The following is a 14784-nucleotide window of genomic DNA, read 5'->3' on the forward strand; positions in this document are numbered from 1 at the left end:
GATCTCTCTTTTTTGCAGACACGTTATATAACACAGATAAGATTGAAAAACCGTTCATTTCAGCAATCGGCCTGGATTGCCCACAGCCGTTTTGCCTGCGGGAACATCTTTTGTGATGACGGCGCCCGCTCCGATGACCGCATGCTCCCCGATGACGACCGCCGGCAGCAATGTTGCGTTGTTCCCGATTTTCGCTCCTCTTTTAATAGTTGGACCTTGATACGGGTAGTTTCCCATTCCCATATATTTATCATTTGATGTGGAACAGCAAGGACCGATAAACACTTCATCTTCGATCGTCATATCAGCGGTGATATAGCAGCCCGTTTGAATCGTCACTCTCTTTCCAATTTTGGTATTGTTTTCAACCATCGCGTTGCGTCCTATAATGCTTTCTCTTCCGATCGCGACATTTTCGCGAATGCTCGCCATGTCTCCCACGAAAACACCTTGTTCCAACAGCACATCCCGATAAATAACAGCGCTCGCTCCGACTACGGCATCATCTTCTATCCGCAAAGGCGCTCCTGTCTGCTTCGGCTGGCGGGCCATTTTTTTATTTGAAGAAGCTGCTTTGCCAAGGACGGCCAAATCGCCGATTTTTACCCCGCTGCCGATCTGAGTATCCTTTTTAATAATGGCATGATGACCGATTGTTACGTTGTCCCCGATGACCACATTTTCTTCAATGACAGCCTGCTCTCCCAATACCACGTTCTTTCCGATCTTTACGGTTTCATGAATCATTGATACATCCTCCATTTCTCATTTACACCTGCTGTAGCATATTCAATGCGGACGTGATGAGAAACGGCTGCATAAAAAAACACGGCCGCCGTCAGGCGCACCGTGCTACTTTTCTCTTCTTGCAAAATCGACAAAACGGAATTTATCCAAGCGGTGTCTGCTTTCCGTATATTGAAACAAGGTTGTATCATCAAGGAAAACAAAATTCTTCACAACCACAATGTGTTCGTATCCGTTCAAATCCAAATATTCTTGATCCTCAGCCGTACATGGCTCGACCACAATTTCCTTATGGGCATAGCTGATGACGAGCCCGCATTCACCTTCAAGGTATTGGTAGATCGAGTCCTCGCATATTTCTTTCGTCAAGAGCGGCACATGCTTGCGGATAAAATAGTCTTTATCCAGGATGATGCGCTCTCCGTTAATATTCCGCGATCTGACGACCCGCCATACCTCTTCATCTCCAGAAGTGCGAAGCTGCTTTTGAATATATGCATCCGGATGCGTCAAGCCGAACTCGTGGACCGTCGTGCTTGTCTCTTTGCCAAGCGTTTCTGAAAGTTCCTTAATGCTGACCAAACCGGAAACCGGGAACTGCATTTTCTCCCTGTGCAGCACGACTGACCCCTTTCCTTTAATCTTTTGAATATATCCGTTCTGGGCAAGCACATTCAGCGCTTTCCGAACCGTTTCCCTCGAGGTGTCGTGCTGTTCGGCAAGGTCGTTTTCAGACGGCAGGATATCTCCGGCATTCAGTATGCTTTGATCGATTTGTTCTGCAATTTGTTTGTAAATCATCATATACTTGTTGATCTTCATTTTTTTACCACCACGCTTAGTTTAGCATGGTTTGGCAAGATGATAAACAATCGATTGATACGGTTTCACTTTAAAGCGTGTAAATGACTCAGGAAGATCGGTGTCATTGGAAATGAGAACCTTGGCATCATAGCCTTCAATATCAATATCAGCAGGCAACTGGAACTCGGTCTCTTTCCCGTAAAAATTATTGATCACCAGCAGTTTTTCATCCGCTCCGTTTCTCAAATACGCATAGAGCGCTTGATCGTCTTCCAGAATCAGCTGATAATCTCCGGTTGTGATGATATCGAATTCCTTGCGGAGCTCATTCAGCTTTTTATAATGGTAGAAAATCGAATCAGGATCGCTGAGCGCTTTTTCTGCGTTGATTTCTTTGTAGTTGTCAGGCACCGGAATCCACGGTGTCCCCGTCGTAAACCCGGCATTTTCTTCTCCGTTCCACTGCACCGGCGTCCTTGAATTATCACGGGACTTCGCTTTCAGGATTTCGATGATTTCGGCTTCCGGCTTTCCTGCTTCTTTCATCAGACGGTACATATTGAGAGATTCGACATCCCGGTAAAGAGAGATGTCCTCGAATTTCGGGTTGGTCATCCCGAGCTCTTCTCCCTGATAAATGTATGGTGTCCCCTGAAGCATATGAATCGCGGTTGCCAGCATTTTCGCAGATTTTATGCGGTATGTTCCGTCGTCGCCGTAGCGTGAGACGATCCGCGGCTGGTCGTGGTTGCACCAGAACAATGCGTTCCACCCGCCCCCTTTATTCATTTCAGTCTGCCATTCAGAAAGAATCTTCTTCAGCTTTAGAAAATCAAAATCCGCAAGCGCCCATTTTTCCCCGTTTGGATAGTCGGCCTTTAAATGGTGAAAGTTAAACACCATATCGAGCTCCCGGCTTTCAGGGTTTGTATACCTGATGCAATCTGCGATTGTGGTCGATGACATTTCCCCGACCGTCATGCTGTCGTATTTTGAAAAGACCTCCCTGTTCATTTCATTCAGAAACTCGTGAACCCTCGGCCCGTCCGTATAAAATCTGCGCCCGTCCCCTTGATCATCATCAGGGAAACGCTGGTCTTTTGAGATGACATTGATGACATCAAGTCTGAAGCCGTCGATTCCTTTTTCAAACCAGAAATGCATCATCTCGTACACTTTTTTTCTGACTTCATCGTTCTCCCAATTCAAATCCGCCTGTGTGACATCATAGAGATGGAGATAATACTGTCCGGTCCCTTCATGAAACTCCCACGCCGAGCCGCCGAACTTCGATTCCCAGTTTGTCGGCGGAGCACCGTCCGGCTTCATGTCCTTCCAAATATAAAAGTCGCGATACGGGTTTTCTTTTCCGGACACTGCTTCTTTAAACCATTTGTGCTCTGTTGATGTATGGTTGACGACAAGATCCATGATCACCTTTATGCCGCGCTTGTGGGCCTCTTCTAGAAGCTCTTCAAAGTCGGCCATTGTTCCATATTCTTCATGAATGTTGTAATAGTCGCTGATGTCATAGCCGTTGTCGTTTTGCGGCGATTGATAAATCGGCGTCAGCCAAATGACATCACAGGCGAGCTCCTTGATGTAGTCGAGCTTTTCAATGATGCCGCGAATGTCGCCGACACCGTTCCCTGTTGTATCTTTAAAGCTTTTCGGATAAATCTGATAGACGACTGCTTTTTTCCACCATGGATTTTCTTTCGTTTCCACTTTTCAACACCACCGTTTTCTTCTTTATGAAATGGGAAAAGGGCTGACAAATATGCGCGCCCCTCTCCCTCTCTTATTTCATTTTTAATTTTGCATAGAGATATGTTCCGGCGAACGGCGCGATCAGCACGATCGCCATCCCGATTGCAAACGCTCCCCAGTATTGGCTCATGATAGAGAAAATGCCGGGTACACCGCCGACGCCGACTGAGCTTGCCAAAACCCCTTGCGAGGAAATGAACATTCCGGCAATCCCCGAGCTGATCATCGCGATCACAAACGGAAATCTGTATCTGAGATTCACCCCGAACAGCGCCGGTTCGGTAATTCCGAGATAAGCTGAAATGCCGGATGTCAGAGACAGGCCTTTCTGCTTCTCATCTTTGACAATAAACATCATCGCAAGCGCGGCTGAACCTTGTGCGATATTGGACAGCGCCAGCATCGGCCATAAAAATGTTCCGCCGAGCTTTGAGCCGATCAGCTGAAGGTCAACGGCAAGGAATGTATGATGCATTCCGGTAATGACGAGAGCGGCGTAAAGTCCGCCATATAACAGTCCGCCCAGTACGGCGAATTGTTCAAAGACAGCAATAAGGCCTGATGTTAAGACATTTCCGATGGCAAACGTAATCGGTCCAATGACAATAAATGAAGCAAAACCTGTGACGAGCAGCGTAATCGGTGCCACGACAAGGAGCTGAATGCTCTCAGGCGTCCGCTTTGTCAAAAAGCGCTCAATTTTTGCCAGCAAATAAGATGCAAGCAAAATGGGAAGCACCTGCCCCTGGTAGCCGACCTTTTGCACTTCCAGACCGAATAAATTCCAGACAGGAATCTCTCCGCTTTGCTCGGCAGCCCCGTATCCCCATGCGTTTAACAAATCAGGGTGCACAAGCATGACACCCAGCACAATGCCGAGCAGCGGATTTCCGCCAAACCGCTTGACGGCCGACCAGCCGATTAATGCCGGGAGAAATGCGAAAGCCGTGCCCGCAATCAAGTTAATCATATTGGCGAGATCCGCCCATTGCGGATAGACTTCAACGATCGATTTTCCGCTGAAGAAAATGTCTTGAGCCGTCAGGATATTGTTGATTCCCATCAGCAGTCCGGCGGTGACAATCGCCGGCAATATTGGAATAAAAATATCTGCAAGCGTTTTCACAGCACGCTGTAAAGGATTCATATTTTTCTCTGAGGCTTTCTTGACGTCATCTTTTGACGATTCGCCGATTCCTGTGGCCTTCACCAGCTCCGCATATACATTGTTGACCGTTCCTTGGCCGATCACCACTTGAAATTGGCCGTTCGTTGAAAACGATCCTTTGACAACATCTATTTGCTCCAGCACCTCTTGATTGACTTTGCTTTCATCGAGCAGTGCAAATCGCAGCCGCGTCACACAATGGGTTACCGCTGCAATGTTGTCCGCACCGCCGACAGCATCGACAATCCGTCGCGCTGATTGATGTAAATCAGTCATTCCAATCCCTCCTTCTCCTTTTATAACTTGTATATACATGTTATACCTATATTGTATTCCTGTATATACAAGTAGTCAACATATTTTTATAGCGCTTTCAAAAATAAAAAAAACCCGCTGTTCCCTTCATAAAACGAAGGACAGCAAGGCTTCCTCCGATTTATGCGCCGGGAACAACCGGCTGTGATCATAAATTGTTCACTTTTTCATCACGTTCATAAGCGTCGTCCTGCTGACCGATGTCTTTCAAATAATACTTTTCTGATGTAAAAAACTCATCATATAAAGACCTTACTTTTCTGCTCAAAAGCAGCACCGCCAAAATATTCGGAAGAAGAATGAAAACGAGCGCAAGATCAAGGAATCCCCATATCGCCTTTGCTCCTCCGGCAGCCCCGATGATGACGGCGGCCAGATAGACGAATTTAATCATATGCCCCGCGAGCCGTCCGAACAGAAATTCAGCTTGTTTTACCCCGTAAAAAATGACCACTGTGATCGTTGATAAAACAAAGAAAACGAGCGCGACGGAGACGAAGTATCCGCCCACAGGGCCGAAATAGCTGCGGAATGCGGCTGCCGCCAGTGCCCCTGGATTGCTCGCCGCATTTTCACCGGTCCAGACGCCTGATGCGAGCACGACGAAGGCTGTGGTCGTGCATATCAGCAGCGTATCGACCACGATGCCGATCACCGCCCAGAATCCCTGTCTCACAGGGTGGTCGGTCATCGCCGCCGCGTGGGCGATCGGCGCCGTCCCCATCCCGGCTTCGTTGGAATAAAGGCCCCGGGCAAACCCCCAGCGAACGGTTTCGGCAACCGCCGCACCTGCAAAGCCGCCGAATGCCGAAGAAGATGTAAACGCATTCGAAAAGATGAGAGAGAAAAATGCGGGTACAGAAGAAAGGTTCATGACGACAATCAGGAAACCGGCCCCGATGTACGCCCCTGCCATAAGCGGAACCGCGAGCTCTGTCACTTTTCCAATCCGTTTAATCCCTCCGAGCACCACTAAACCGATCAAAATAGCAATCCCGATTCCGGTGTATAAACGATTGAACGAGAACGTCTCAGCTAATGAGGCGGAAACCGAATTTCCCTGCACCATGATGCTCGGAACAAGCTCAATCATCAGCGCGACCGAAAAAAAGACGCCGAGCCATTTCATAGAGAGTCCTTTTGTAATGTAATACATCGGCCCCCCGACATATTCGCCTTCTTCGTTTTTTTCTCTGTAGTGGACGGCGAGGACGCTTTCCGAAAACTTGATCGCCATGGCAAACAGAGCGACCAGCCACATCCAAAACACGGCTCCCGGACCGCCGAACATGATCGCCGCAGGCACACCGACGATATTGGCGGCGCCGACTGTTGAGCTGAGAGCCGATGTCAAAGCTTGCAACGGTGTAACCGTCCCTTCTCCTTTCGGCTTTTTGCCGACGCTTCCGATCGTCTGCTTAAAGATATAGAGAGGATAGCGAAATTGAAAAAATTTCAGCAGGATCGTTAAATAGACTCCCGTCCCTGTCAGCAGTATGATGAGCGGCGGCCCCCAAAGCCAATCTGATATGTATTCAACCCAGTTCAACAATCGTTCCATCCTATCACCCTTTTATTCGTTTATGGGTCAATACCACTATAGGACAGAAATAAACCTGCTCAGCGCTTTTTTATTTCCCGCTGAGCCTTCGGTACACTTTTTCTTTATAAAACGCTGAGGCAGGTTTGGAAAACATGCCTTTCTTGTCGGCGAGCCTGTCGAGCCTGAGCCGCGTTTCTGTTTTTCTCTCAATTAAACGATCGCGCTCGTCTTCATCCGTGCACTTTGCGATTAAGTCGTCAATTGTCATCAGCTCTTTCTTCAAAGCCCCTTCATCCCCCGTCATTCCGGCGTTTTTCATCACCCGGTAAGCCATGCGGAGATGCTCTGGAACATGGGCGGCATCGTCTTTTTTCAAGGGTTTCCCCATTCCCGGAAGCCCTTCGAATTCGCCGTCCTTAATGGCCCGCTTAATCTTATCTTCAGAAACAATGCTCGAAAAATCCATGGTCTACATCCTCCCCTTTTGTTCATATACTAACAACAGTCTGCCATAAAGATGCGTTCCCGCCAATGCAAGACAAGCGTAAAATATTCCCAAATGTTTTTTAGAAAACTGTAAAACCCTGATTTACCAGGGGGTTTGAGCTTCTTTTCACAAGGTTGATTTCCGCTTTTCTAAATCGGTATTTCATGGTATATTTTATACATTCGTTTTTTTCTTTCGTTCCGATGGTTTTTTACTGATCCGGAAAAAAGGAGTGTAACAATTGAAAAGATTTATTAAGGAAAGAGGTCTTGCCTTCTTCCTGATAGCCGCCATATTGCTATGGCTGAAAACTTATGCTGCGTATGTAATTGAATTTAATTTAGGAATAACCAACACAGTACAACAGATTTTGCTTTTTGTGAATCCGATTAGCTCAAGCTTGTTCTTTCTTGGATTAGGACTCTTGTTCAAGAAAAAAATACAGCAGACAGCGATTATAGTGATTCATTTTTTAATGTCTTTTTTGCTATATGCAAACGTCGTATACTACAGATTTTTCAGCGACTTTATCACGCTGCCTACGATCATGCAGGCAAAAACAAACGGGGGGCAGCTCGGGGACAGCATTTTCTCGCTCATGCACCCGCTTGATGTTTTGTATTTCATCGATACCTTTATTTTAATCGGGCTGGCTGTATTCTATAACAGACCTTCTGAAACAACAACGAAGCGCCCGTTTAAAATTGTGCTGGGAACAAGCGTCCTTGTCTTCCTCGTCAACCTGGCCGTTGCCGAGATTGATCGTCCGGAGCTTCTGACCCGTTCTTTTGACCGCAACTACCTTGTGAAATATTTGGGGACCTACAACTTCACAATCTATGATGCGGTGCAGAATATCAAGTCAAACAGCCAGCGCGCACTGGCAAGCTCCAGCGACGTGACGGAAGTAGAGAACTATATTAAAGCCAATCATGATAAGCCGAATGCCGAATACTTCGGAAAAGCGAAAGGCATGAACGTGGTTTACATTTCACTGGAATCACTTCAGACGTTCGCGATCGACTATAAGATCGACGGCAAGGAAGTCACGCCGTTCTTAAATTCACTGGCGCATGACAATGAAACGTTTTATTTTGATAACTTTTTCCACCAAACAGGACAAGGTAAAACGTCTGACGCGGAATTTATGATGGACAACTCGCTGTATCCTTTATCACAAGGGTCAGTGTTCATTAATAAAGCGCAAAACACGCTGCAGTCGGCTCCGGCCATTTTGAAGTCTCAAGGCTATACATCAGCGGCATTCCACGGCAACTACAAAACGTTCTGGAACCGCAATGAAATGTATAAAGCCATCGGTTATGACAAATTCTTTGACGCTACGTATTACGATATGAGCGAAGATAAAACGAAAAACTACGGATTGAAAGATAAACCGTTCTTTGAAGAATCAATGCCGCTGTTGAAAAGCCTGAAACAGCCGTTCTATACGAAGTTTATCACCCTTTCGAACCATTTTCCGTTCGAGATGGATGAAGGCGATACAGACTTCCCTGCCGGCGATACCGGCGACAGCGTCGTTGACCATTATTTCCAGTCGGCCAACTACATGGATCAGGCCATTGAACAATTTTTCAACGATCTGAAAAAATCCGGACTGTATGATAATACGATTGTCGTCATGTACGGAGACCACTACGGTATTTCGGAAAATCACAACAAAGCGATGGCCAAAGTATTGGGCAAAGACATCACACCGAATGAAAATGCCCAATTGCAAAGGGTTCCGCTGTTCATCCACGCGCCTGGGGTCAAGGGAATCAAATCCAATAAATACGGCGGCGAAGTCGATGTAGCCCCTACCCTGCTTCATTTGATGGGCGTGAATACGAAAGATTACCTGATGAGCGGTTCAGACCTTCTGTCACCGGAACACCGTGAAGTTATTCCGTTCCGCAACGGCGATTTCGTTTCTCCGGAATATACGAAAACGAACGGAAACTACTACGACACGAAAACAGGAGAGCTTCTGAACGAAAAAGACATCGATCCGAACATCGATGAGTCCGTGAAAAAAGAACTCGAAATGTCGGATAAAATCGTCGACGGAGATTTGCTGCGTTTTTATAAACCGAAAGGCTTTAAAGCGATCAACCCGAGCGACTACGACTACACCAACCACAATCCGAAAACATCAGAATCTGATGCGGCGCAAACTACGAAATCAGATTCCGGACAATAAACAGACAGCACCCGCTTATTTATAAGCGGGTGCTTTTTTTTGTCTTGAAGCCGCTCTGTTCCTTTTTCGCAAGCAGATATGGTAAGCTTGAAATGGAATATAAAAAAAGAAAGCGGGAATGAATTGTGATTGTAACAAATGACCAAGAGCTGGAAGGGCTCAAGAAAATAGGCAGAATCGTCGCTTTAGCCAGGGAGGAAATGAAGGCAAAAGCAGCACCCGGCATGAGTACAAAAGAGCTGGACCTCATCGGTAAAGAAGTGCTTGAGGCTCATGGCGCCGCATCGGCTCCGGAAAAAGAATACGATTTCCCAGGAACGACGTGCATCAGTGTGAACGATGAAGTCGCCCACGGTATCCCAAGCGAATCCACGATTTTAAAAGAAGGGGATTTGATCAACATCGACATCTCCGCTGAATTTGGCGGCTACTATTCTGATACTGGCATTTCATTTGTACTCGGAAAAGGCGATGAAACGCTGCACAAGCTTTGCCAAAGCGCGGAAAGCGCATTTCAAAAGGGACTTTTGCAGGCGCGCGCCGGCAAGAAACAAAACCAAATCGGCAGAGCCGTATACAATGAAGCAAAAGCAAACGGATTTACCGTCATTAAAAACCTGACGGGACACGGGATTGGAAAGAACCTCCATGAAGCGCCCAACCATATCTTAAATTACTATGACCCGTTTGATAATGCGCTCTTTAAAAACGGAACCGTCATCGCCCTTGAGCCGTTTGTTTCCACAAAAGCCGAGCATACCATCGAAGCCGGAGACGGCTGGACATTCAAAACGCCTGACGGCAGCTTTGTGGCACAGATCGAGCATACGATCGTCATTACGAAAAACGAACCGATCATTTTAACACAGCTTGACTGATTACGTGAAAAAGCCCGGCTCATAGAAGTCCGGGCTTTTATGCTAAAATAAAAGACAAACTGTGCCGAAAGGAGCTTTACCGCATGCTGTTTGCCATCATCGGGCTGATCTTTTTCATCGAGAGCATCCTGTTAATCGTATATGCTCATAAAAAAAAGAACGGCTTCTTAAAATATATCGGAATCGTCCTCAGCATCTCGATCATTGTGATGATCGTCACCAGTTTGACACACGGCTGAAGCCTTCCTCAAACTTCCAAACTACGACGAAAGACTCAGTTTTTAAAAATTGCCGCCTATCCCTTTTCAGCGTTTTTCTATAGATGTTAGAATGCCAATTGCATCGAATTATAGAAGGGAGTTTTCTGCCATGCATTACGGAAGCAAAGGCTGGTATGTAGAAGAACTGAAAAAGCTGGGAATGACAAAGTATGAAGGAAGAAAGCTTCAAAGCTATAAAAAACACTTTTTGGCCAACCTGCTTGAAAGCGTCAAAAAATAAACATGTTAAAGCCGTGCTCCTTTTCGGACACGGCTTGTTTTTATGCGCTCAGCTCCTTTAAAAATGAGCTTCTCCAGCTTTCCGACAGCGCTTCAACCTCAAGGATCTTCCGAATGGCGGGGTGATTGCCCCTGTCATGGTACATCAAATGGTTAGCGTACGAAACTGTGGCTTCATGCGCATCTCTTGAAACGAGCTGCAGCCCGGAATCGGGCGCAACGATTCCTTCTTCGAGAACCCTGAAATAAAATCCGCTGAACCCGGTGTCCCTCACCTGTAACACCATATCTTTTTGATTCAGCCGTTTGGCAAGCTTGAAACAAGGCTGGCGCGGCTGGCTGACTTGAACAAGAGCCTCCCCTAGCTTGAAGATATCACCGATGCACACATCTTTTTCGGTGAGCCCTTTAACCGTCACGTTTTCTCCAAATGCCGCCTCCGGCAGCTTCCGCTTCAAGACGCTTTCCCAATACATGTAGTGGTCCGCCGGATAGACGCAAACCGCTTTATCCACTCCTCCGTGGTGAATCAGATCCGCCTGCCCGTCCCCTTCAAAATTCGTACGGCTCAAATATACGGGTCCGCCGACAGGCTCCTTCACGATTGCCGTTTCCACCTGTTTTCCGTCGAATTCGTATGTGTGCGGACGGCCTACATGAATAGATAAAATTTCATACTCCTGATGCTCCAAAACCTCACGCCCTTCCTTTATTTTCATATTTTAACGATTTATCCGAAACATGTCTATCCCATGATCTCAAAATGAGAAATGTGGTAGCATAAAAGAAAAGGAGTGTTCTCGATGCTTCAATACAGAATCATTGTAGACGGACGCGTTCAGGGCGTGGGATTTCGCTATTTTGTTCAAATGGAAGCAGATAAGCACAAATTGACCGGCTGGGTCCGGAACCGCGACAACGGCACAGTTGAAATCCGCGCCGAAGGACCCGAGGAAAGCCTGAAGCCATTTTTAAAAGCGATTCAAAAAGGAAGTCCCTTCTCAAAAGTAACGGACGTGAATGTCGAAGAAACAAAAGAGATTGACGGATTCCACAAGTTTAATATCAGCTATTGAAAAATCCGCCGGAGATGGCGGATTTTTCAAACGAATCTTGACTAAATTCCTCTTTTATTTTAGTATTTAGTTAAATAGCTAAATACTTAATTCCAAGGATGCTGAATATGAACCAAACCTTTAAGGCTCTAGCTGACCCGACGAGAAGAAAAATTTTAAATCTGCTGAAGGATCGGGATATGACCGCCGGTGAAATATCTGACCAGTTTCAAATGTCTAAACCAAGTATATCTCAGCATTTAAAAATTTTAAAACAGGCTGAATTAATTCAAGATGAAAAAAAAGGCCAATACATCATTTACTCTCTGAACACCACAATATTTCAAGAAATCATCGGCTGGGCTTTCAGTTTTACTGAGCAAGCCGGCAAAGATAAAGGGGATGCCAAATGAGAAAACACATCTTTTCACTCGCTATAATCGCCATAAATCTAATCATGTGGGCCATCGCTTATCCGCACATTTCCGATCAAGTTCCAATTCATTGGTCATTTTCGGGAGAAGTCGACAGTTATGCTTCAAAAATGGAAGCAATGCTTATCATGACCGGGCTGCTCGTTTTTGTGTATGTGTTGATGTTCTTAACGCCAAAAATCGATCCGCGCAGAAAAAACTATCAGCTTTTTTCAAAGACTTATTACCTTCTCATCAATGCCATGCTGATTCTATTTTCCCTGATCAACGTGCTTGTAATCATGACAGGGCTCGGGTATGATCTGCCCGCTGGCAGCATTGTACCGGTTCTAGTAGGCGCTCTACTCATTGTCATAGGCAATTACCTCCCGAGAATCCGCTCAAACTTTTTTTTCGGGATCAAAAACCCTTGGACATTGAGCAGCGATTCAATCTGGAAAAAAACCCACAGATTTGCGGCGAAAGTATTTACTTTAGCAGGACTGCTGATCATCGCGGACGGATTGTTATCTATCAGCCCAGAAATCATGCTTCCGGTTATTTTAGCAACGGTTTTCGCGCCCTATATTTATTCCTATGTTTTGTATCGGAAAGAAATCAATATGAAAAGCTGACATGAGAATAAATGAAAAAGAAGGCTCCGAATTGGAGCCTTTATTTTATTCCCTTCCGCACCGCCTGCCAAAAAGAGGCCGATTCATGTCCCATCGAGTAGACGGAAACTCCTGCGATTTTATATCGCATGGCCAGGCGGCTTTTCGCCGCAATCGTTTTTTCATCTTCATACCAAACGACATGGCGGTGTTTGTGTTGATCTGTATAAGAAAATCTCATCGACCCCGATCTTTTATCATATACAGGCTTAGCTTTCACTTTTTTCTTAAGCGCCTTCACGTCGTTCCACTGCTTCAATTTGCTGTTCTTTCGGGATGTTAAATCCCAATCATTCCCGTATGAGGGGATGCCCATAATGACTTTTTCGGCTTTGATCGTTTTCACCGCATATGCTAATGAGCTTTTGACCCAGTTCATTCCGGCAACAGAGCCCGGCTCGCTCCAGATCCCGTGTTCATCGTAAGTCATGACTTGAACATAGTCAGCTGATTTTCCGATTTCCGCATAATCATACGGCCAGCTCCAACCATCTTTTCGGTCATCTACACTCTTCGCCGGTACCGAAACCATCGTTTTGATCTTGTGTTTTTTCAAAGCGGCTGCGACATGACGGATGAAGCTTGAGTATTTAGCTCTCTCGTTCGGCTTTACAGCTTCAAAATCAATATTAATTCCGGTAAACGACTGCTTCTTCGCAAGCGTAATAAGCTGTTCTGTAAAGTGCTGCCGCGCCGTTTTGTCGGACATGACCGTTGATGCCAGATTCCCGTCAAAATCGTGAATGGATTCGTTGTAGTTTGAAATGACCGCCCACGTCTTGAGGCGTTTCTTCTTTGCAAACGATAATTGTTTTTTCGGAGTGTCTCCGATGATATCTCCTTTTTGATTAAACGCGTAGGTGTCGAGAGCTGCGGCATTGATATAGTGATGGTATGCCGTCAGCGATTGATAGGAAGCTGCTTCCCCTGTTGTATAGCCGAGTACGATTTTGGCCGCTTTTGCTTCTGTTTCTGTATATGTAAGCATCGTTAAACTTACAGCGAATACGCTGCATAGCAAGTAGATTTTTCTCATTGTCTATTCGTCCTCTCAATCGTTCGAATAAGGCTTTTCCTGATAAAAGTAATTCGGTTTAAGCGTTTTATTTTCATAATAGCTGTGAAAGATATGGGTCGCTGCCGGAGATAACGGCGGAATCAGCCATGTCCAGCTTGCTGAAAGCTCCCTTCCCGCTTCAGCTTCCTGCTCCTCGAACCGCTTGAATTGGCTTGCCGCGGTATGGTGGTCAACAATGCTGACGCCGGCATTTTTATAAGAGTGAAGCACCGCCGTATTTAATTCAACAAGCGCCTTGTCTTTCCACAGCGAAGTATTCCGTTCCGTATCAAGTCCCATAATGGCTGCCACTTTTTCGAGTACATTATAGCGGTCTGTATCCGCGAGGTTGCGCGCTCCGATTTCCGTTCCCATATACCAGCCGTTAAACGGGGCGGCATTATAATGAATTCCTCCGACCTCCAGCTTCATATCGGCTATAATCGGCACACCGTACCACTTCAGCCCCAGACTTTTAAAGCCTTCAATCTCCGGATGTTCAATCCTGACCTCTTTGACGATTTCGCGAGGCAGCTCATACCACACAGGGGGATGGCCATCTATTTGAAAAACAAGCGGCAAAACGTCAAAAGGCGTACCTTCGCCTTTCCAGCCGAGCGCTTCACACGCTTTTGTCAGTTCCAATGATGCCGGATCGCCGATGACACCTTGCTCCGTTTCATACCCCGCATACCTGATCAGCTGATGGTTCCAAATGGACACTTTTTTTTGCCCGCTTTGTTCCGGGGGAAAAATCGTAATGAACGGTCTGATTTTCCCTCCGTTTGTCGCAAGCTCTATATGGTGAAAAAGCGCCTCCCGCACCTCTGCCTCGGTTTGAACGCCTCTTTGATCGATGACAGTAAGAGAGTGCCAAAACAGCCGGCCGATGCAGCGGCTGCTGTTTCTCCATGCCATTTTCGCGCCATGTTCGATTTCTTCTAATGTATGTGTATAGCTTCCGGTTTCTCTGATTTCTTCGTCTATTTTATGTAAGCGCATCCTTGTTTCTTCTTCGGACTTCGACAGTTCCCCGTAGCAGAGCTCGATGAAGGTCTTGGCTTCCCTCCATAATTCTTCATATGATTCCAACCGGATTCTCTCCTTCCAGATTTCAGACTGATATTTATTGTATAGGTTTCAATCTTAGTTTAAAACCATTATGTATGA

16 protein-coding genes are annotated in these 14784 nt (G+C 46.1%); 7 read left to right on the top strand and 9 right to left on the bottom strand.

Features of this window, described 5'->3' with window-relative positions; all coding sequences use genetic code 11:
* Positions 1-54: 54 nt before the first annotated feature.
* From KI350_RS17895 to KI350_RS17920, 6 genes are all read right to left on the bottom strand, one after another.
* Positions 55-747, bottom strand: a complete 693-nt coding sequence (locus tag KI350_RS17895; RefSeq protein WP_212930560.1) for an N-acetyltransferase — start codon at positions 745-747, stop codon at positions 55-57.
* A 105-nt stretch (positions 748-852) separates the two neighbouring features.
* Positions 853-1569 (bottom strand): trehalose operon repressor, encoded by a 717-nt coding sequence (treR, locus tag KI350_RS17900; RefSeq protein WP_212930561.1) that lies wholly within the window; start codon positions 1567-1569, stop codon positions 853-855.
* A gap of 21 nt (positions 1570-1590) precedes the next feature.
* Complete coding sequence (gene treC / locus KI350_RS17905; RefSeq protein ID WP_212930562.1) at positions 1591-3279, bottom strand: alpha,alpha-phosphotrehalase; 1689 nt, start codon at positions 3277-3279, stop codon at positions 1591-1593.
* Positions 3280-3352: 73 nt separating this feature from the next.
* A complete protein-coding gene (gene treP, locus KI350_RS17910; RefSeq protein WP_065644568.1) occupies positions 3353-4765 on the bottom strand; it encodes a PTS system trehalose-specific EIIBC component in 1413 nt (470 codons plus the stop codon).
* 187 nt (positions 4766-4952) lie between these two features.
* On the bottom strand, positions 4953-6365 hold the full coding sequence (locus tag KI350_RS17915; protein WP_212930563.1) for an alanine/glycine:cation symporter family protein: 1413 nt from the start codon (positions 6363-6365) through the stop codon (positions 4953-4955).
* A 70-nt stretch (positions 6366-6435) separates the two neighbouring features.
* Entirely contained in the window at positions 6436-6813 is a 378-nt protein-coding gene (locus tag KI350_RS17920) for a DnaJ family domain-containing protein (RefSeq protein WP_212930564.1), read from the bottom strand.
* A gap of 262 nt (positions 6814-7075) precedes the next feature.
* Here KI350_RS17920 and ltaS point away from each other — a divergent pair, with 262 nt between their 5' ends.
* The 4 genes from ltaS (at position 7076) to KI350_RS17940 (ending at position 10416) form a co-directional block, all read left to right on the top strand.
* Positions 7076-9037 (top strand): lipoteichoic acid synthase, encoded by a 1962-nt coding sequence (gene ltaS, locus KI350_RS17925; protein ID WP_212930565.1) that lies wholly within the window; start codon positions 7076-7078, stop codon positions 9035-9037.
* A 125-nt stretch (positions 9038-9162) separates the two neighbouring features.
* Entirely contained in the window at positions 9163-9915 is a 753-nt protein-coding gene (gene map, locus KI350_RS17930; RefSeq protein ID WP_020450540.1) for a type I methionyl aminopeptidase, read from the top strand.
* Between the two features lie 83 nt (positions 9916-9998).
* A complete protein-coding gene (locus KI350_RS17935) occupies positions 9999-10154 on the top strand; it encodes a hypothetical protein (RefSeq protein ID WP_020450539.1) in 156 nt (51 codons plus the stop codon).
* Between the two features lie 130 nt (positions 10155-10284).
* Positions 10285-10416 carry a DUF2639 domain-containing protein gene (locus KI350_RS17940; RefSeq protein WP_003179731.1) on the top strand — a complete coding sequence of 44 codons (132 nt, stop codon included), beginning with the start codon at positions 10285-10287 and terminating at the stop codon, positions 10414-10416.
* Between the two features lie 40 nt (positions 10417-10456).
* Here KI350_RS17940 and KI350_RS17945 read toward each other — a convergent pair whose 3' ends face one another.
* On the bottom strand, positions 10457-11107 hold the full coding sequence (locus KI350_RS17945) for an MOSC domain-containing protein (protein ID WP_035336959.1): 651 nt from the start codon (positions 11105-11107) through the stop codon (positions 10457-10459).
* Between the two features lie 111 nt (positions 11108-11218).
* Between KI350_RS17945 and KI350_RS17950 the strand changes: the two genes are divergently transcribed.
* From KI350_RS17950 to KI350_RS17960, 3 genes are all read left to right on the top strand, one after another.
* Positions 11219-11491, top strand: a complete 273-nt coding sequence (locus KI350_RS17950; RefSeq protein ID WP_020450537.1) for an acylphosphatase — start codon at positions 11219-11221, stop codon at positions 11489-11491.
* 107 nt (positions 11492-11598) lie between these two features.
* Positions 11599-11883, top strand: coding sequence for an autorepressor SdpR family transcription factor (locus tag KI350_RS17955; protein WP_020450536.1), 285 nt, complete (start codon positions 11599-11601; stop codon positions 11881-11883).
* On the top strand, positions 11880-12518 hold the full coding sequence (locus tag KI350_RS17960) for an SdpI family protein (protein WP_020450535.1): 639 nt from the start codon (positions 11880-11882) through the stop codon (positions 12516-12518). The genes KI350_RS17955 and KI350_RS17960 overlap by 4 nt, the downstream gene beginning before the upstream one ends.
* Before the next feature lie 40 nt (positions 12519-12558).
* Here the strand turns inward: KI350_RS17960 and KI350_RS17965 are convergent, their stop codons facing one another.
* Both KI350_RS17965 and KI350_RS17970 read right to left on the bottom strand, forming a co-directional pair.
* Positions 12559-13593: a glycosyl hydrolase family 18 protein gene (locus KI350_RS17965; RefSeq protein ID WP_065644559.1), complete on the bottom strand. Its 1035-nt coding sequence runs from the start codon at positions 13591-13593 to the stop codon at positions 12559-12561.
* A gap of 15 nt (positions 13594-13608) precedes the next feature.
* Positions 13609-14706: a nitric oxide synthase oxygenase gene (locus KI350_RS17970; RefSeq protein WP_065644558.1), complete on the bottom strand. Its 1098-nt coding sequence runs from the start codon at positions 14704-14706 to the stop codon at positions 13609-13611.
* Positions 14707-14784: the final 78 nt, after the last annotated feature.

It is taken from the genome of Bacillus sp. J41TS8 (assembly GCF_018333035.1).
Taxonomy (GTDB): domain Bacteria; phylum Bacillota; class Bacilli; order Bacillales; family Bacillaceae; genus Bacillus; species Bacillus paralicheniformis.

Coding starts and splice junctions, on each gene's coding strand:
- KI350_RS17895 (WP_212930560.1), bottom strand. CDS start 747: ATGATTCATGAAACCGTAAAGATCGGAAAGAACGTGGTATTGGGAGAG.
- treR (WP_212930561.1), bottom strand. CDS start 1,569: ATGAAGATCAACAAGTATATGATGATTTACAAACAAATTGCAGAACAA.
- treP (WP_065644568.1), bottom strand. CDS start 4,765: ATGACTGATTTACATCAATCAGCGCGACGGATTGTCGATGCTGTCGGC.
- KI350_RS17915 (WP_212930563.1), bottom strand. CDS start 6,365: ATGGAACGATTGTTGAACTGGGTTGAATACATATCAGATTGGCTTTGG.
- KI350_RS17920 (WP_212930564.1), bottom strand. CDS start 6,813: ATGGATTTTTCGAGCATTGTTTCTGAAGATAAGATTAAGCGGGCCATT.
- KI350_RS17935 (WP_020450539.1), top strand. CDS start 9,999: ATGCTGTTTGCCATCATCGGGCTGATCTTTTTCATCGAGAGCATCCTG.
- KI350_RS17940 (WP_003179731.1), top strand. CDS start 10,285: ATGCATTACGGAAGCAAAGGCTGGTATGTAGAAGAACTGAAAAAGCTG.
- KI350_RS17950 (WP_020450537.1), top strand. CDS start 11,219: ATGCTTCAATACAGAATCATTGTAGACGGACGCGTTCAGGGCGTGGGA.
- KI350_RS17955 (WP_020450536.1), top strand. CDS start 11,599: ATGAACCAAACCTTTAAGGCTCTAGCTGACCCGACGAGAAGAAAAATT.
- KI350_RS17960 (WP_020450535.1), top strand. CDS start 11,880: ATGAGAAAACACATCTTTTCACTCGCTATAATCGCCATAAATCTAATC.
- KI350_RS17965 (WP_065644559.1), bottom strand. CDS start 13,593: ATGAGAAAAATCTACTTGCTATGCAGCGTATTCGCTGTAAGTTTAACG.